The following is a 2,008-nucleotide window of genomic DNA, read 5'->3' as shown; positions in this document are numbered from 1 at the left end:
GGCTATTTCGTCGTGCTGGGCGTCTTCATGATATCCTTTTCGGTCGGCTTGCTGTCGCATGCGCCGGGCGCCCTCGGCGTTTTCGAGGTCGTCTTCCTGGCCGGACTGTCGCATATGGATCCGGTCGGCGTGCTCGCCGCACTCCTGGTGTTCCGCCTGTTCTACCTGATCATCCCGCTGCTGATCGGGCTCGGCGTGGTGCTGTTCTTCGAGCATTCGCAATACAGCCGCGGCGAAGGCTGAGCGTCCCCGTGCGGCCCGCGATCGAATGAGAAAAAGGCTGCGGTTGAACTGCGGCGCGGGGTTGACTATTTTCGGATGGCGGCTACAAGGCAGCGCTCGCGGCGCTTGAGCCGCCCGCTTCGCGCGATACCGACCGCGCCTGCTGGGGAATAGGTTAACGGTAGACCAGCGGACTCTGACTCCGTTAGTCCTGGTTCGAATCCAGGTTCCCCAGCCAACGAAATATCCAAGCAGAACAATGCCTTAGATGAAAACATGGTCTCCGGACCGTGGTTACATCACATTTGCAACACGCTCTCACCTAAGCCCTTGTTTTCCGTGCATTGCAAAACATTCCCGCTCACACGGAATGGCGGTGATGTTCTCGGCACGTTCTTGAATTAGCAGGCACTAACGGGTCTGTGAATCCTGTCACAGACGCTCCTGGCGCATCGGCCTAGCTTGTGCAGCGGTGAAGGGAGTGCCCTGATGCTTGTGAACCTTCCTATGCTTATGAACCTTCCTCTAGTCGTAGCTGGTCCCGTTGTCGATTGGTTTGGTCGCCGAGCCGATCAGAGGGCGCTATTGAAGGCAACTGACGATCTGAGCGACTCACCGGACGACATGCTCAGCGACATGGGGATTTCCCGCGACGACATCGAGACCGCGCGCTGGCGGTCCAGCCGGAGAGTGAGCTGACAGAAAGCCCGGAAGCCGGATGCTAGCCCTGCTCTGGTGCACATCGCCATCGCTCCCATGCGAAGCGCCCGCTGCGTTGCCGCAGCGAGCGCTCCAGTGGTCCCCGCATCCCTCGCAGCCAAGACGGTACGCCTCGGTAAGAGGGATCATAAGCGCGCCCTAGTTGAAGCGCTGCATATTCAGATTGCGTGACATTTCTGCCACTAGAGACAGGAAGGCCGGAGCCGGCATTCACCGTAATGGAACTTCGGCTTTGGCTCGGTGCCCTTGAATTCAACGCCTACGCGATCACTCTTGCGCCATCGAACAACAGTCCTGTAGGCGATCCCATCAACTGGTACGCAAAGCAGGCATTTATGGTCTGGCCCGAGCCGTTTCACCAGTGCGGCAACGTCCAATACCGCCGACCGCCGGCAAGTGAGGCAATAGACAGAAAGACCCGTCCCGGCCTCCAGCTTTTGCCGAGTGTGTCTTCCGTGAAGGGAAATTTCATTGTCATGGCGATCCTCGCAAATTGGGGTCGCCGCACCGGTGAGGATTATTCCTGATCGCCAGGGCGATTGCCAAAGAGGTTACGCGATCACACCATGTCCTTTTGAGGTAGAATTAGCTATCTTGCATATGCGGCGGACCACTAGTCGCTAGGCCGGCGCCGGGCTCTCAGGCAATTCTCCCCCACGAGAAAAGGCGCCGGTCACCTTAGCCCGCCGCTGGGTGTGGGGGCACACCGAGCGCAGGGCCACGAGCGGGCCGATGATCAGGATCAGCAGCGCCAACACGATGAAGGTATAGGGCCGGCTGAGGGCAATGCGGACGAGTGCAATCATGAAACAATGCCTGAGGCGAACCAATGACGCGTGTAGGTCGCCTCAACCCTTCAGGTTTTCTTACTCACACCATTCGGCAACCGAACGGCTGCCTAGGCCGGCTCAGCGTAGATGCCACCAGGCGGAAGGGCCTTGAGCTTGGTTGCGTCGTATGTGTCGTCAAACGCAACGTAGAAGGTTCCAGACAGGATCGTCGCGAAGCGGGAATCGAGGTGCCACAGCGGCATGCCGTGTTGCTGCGGCTTGGGCCGCAGCAACAC

2 protein-coding genes, 1 tRNA gene and 1 pseudogene are annotated in these 2,008 nt (G+C 59.2%); 3 read left to right on the top strand and 1 reads right to left on the bottom strand.

The features are described from left to right. From EOA75_RS32285 to EOA75_RS34340, 3 genes and pseudogenes are all read left to right on the top strand, one after another. Nucleotides 1-243 (top strand): annotated as a pseudogene (locus tag EOA75_RS32285) (UPF0104 family protein); the annotation flags it as partial. Between the two features lie 143 nt (nucleotides 244-386). Then, nucleotides 387-460 (top strand) — tRNA-Gln (locus EOA75_RS32280). A gap of 700 nt (nucleotides 461-1,160) precedes the next feature. Beyond that, nucleotides 1,161-1,469: a hypothetical protein gene (locus EOA75_RS34340; protein WP_067329947.1), complete on the top strand. Its 309-nt coding sequence runs from the start codon at nucleotides 1,161-1,163 to the stop codon at nucleotides 1,467-1,469. A 93-nt stretch (nucleotides 1,470-1,562) separates the two neighbouring features. On the opposite strand, the gene EOA75_RS32270 is transcribed toward EOA75_RS34340, so the two are convergent. Then, nucleotides 1,563-1,748, bottom strand: coding sequence for a hypothetical protein (locus EOA75_RS32270; protein ID WP_095801251.1), 186 nt, complete (start codon nucleotides 1,746-1,748; stop codon nucleotides 1,563-1,565). Between the last annotated feature and the right edge of the window lie 260 nt (nucleotides 1,749-2,008).

The organism is Mesorhizobium sp. M1A.F.Ca.IN.022.07.1.1, assembly GCF_003997575.1.
GTDB lineage: Bacteria > Pseudomonadota > Alphaproteobacteria > Rhizobiales > Rhizobiaceae > Mesorhizobium.
Note: the sequence above shows the minus strand (reverse complement) of the source record. Positions and strands in the feature narration are given on the sequence as shown.

Coding starts and splice junctions, on each gene's coding strand:
- EOA75_RS34340 (WP_067329947.1), top strand. CDS start 1,161: ATGGAACTTCGGCTTTGGCTCGGTGCCCTTGAATTCAACGCCTACGCG.
- EOA75_RS32270 (WP_095801251.1), bottom strand. CDS start 1,748: ATGATTGCACTCGTCCGCATTGCCCTCAGCCGGCCCTATACCTTCATC.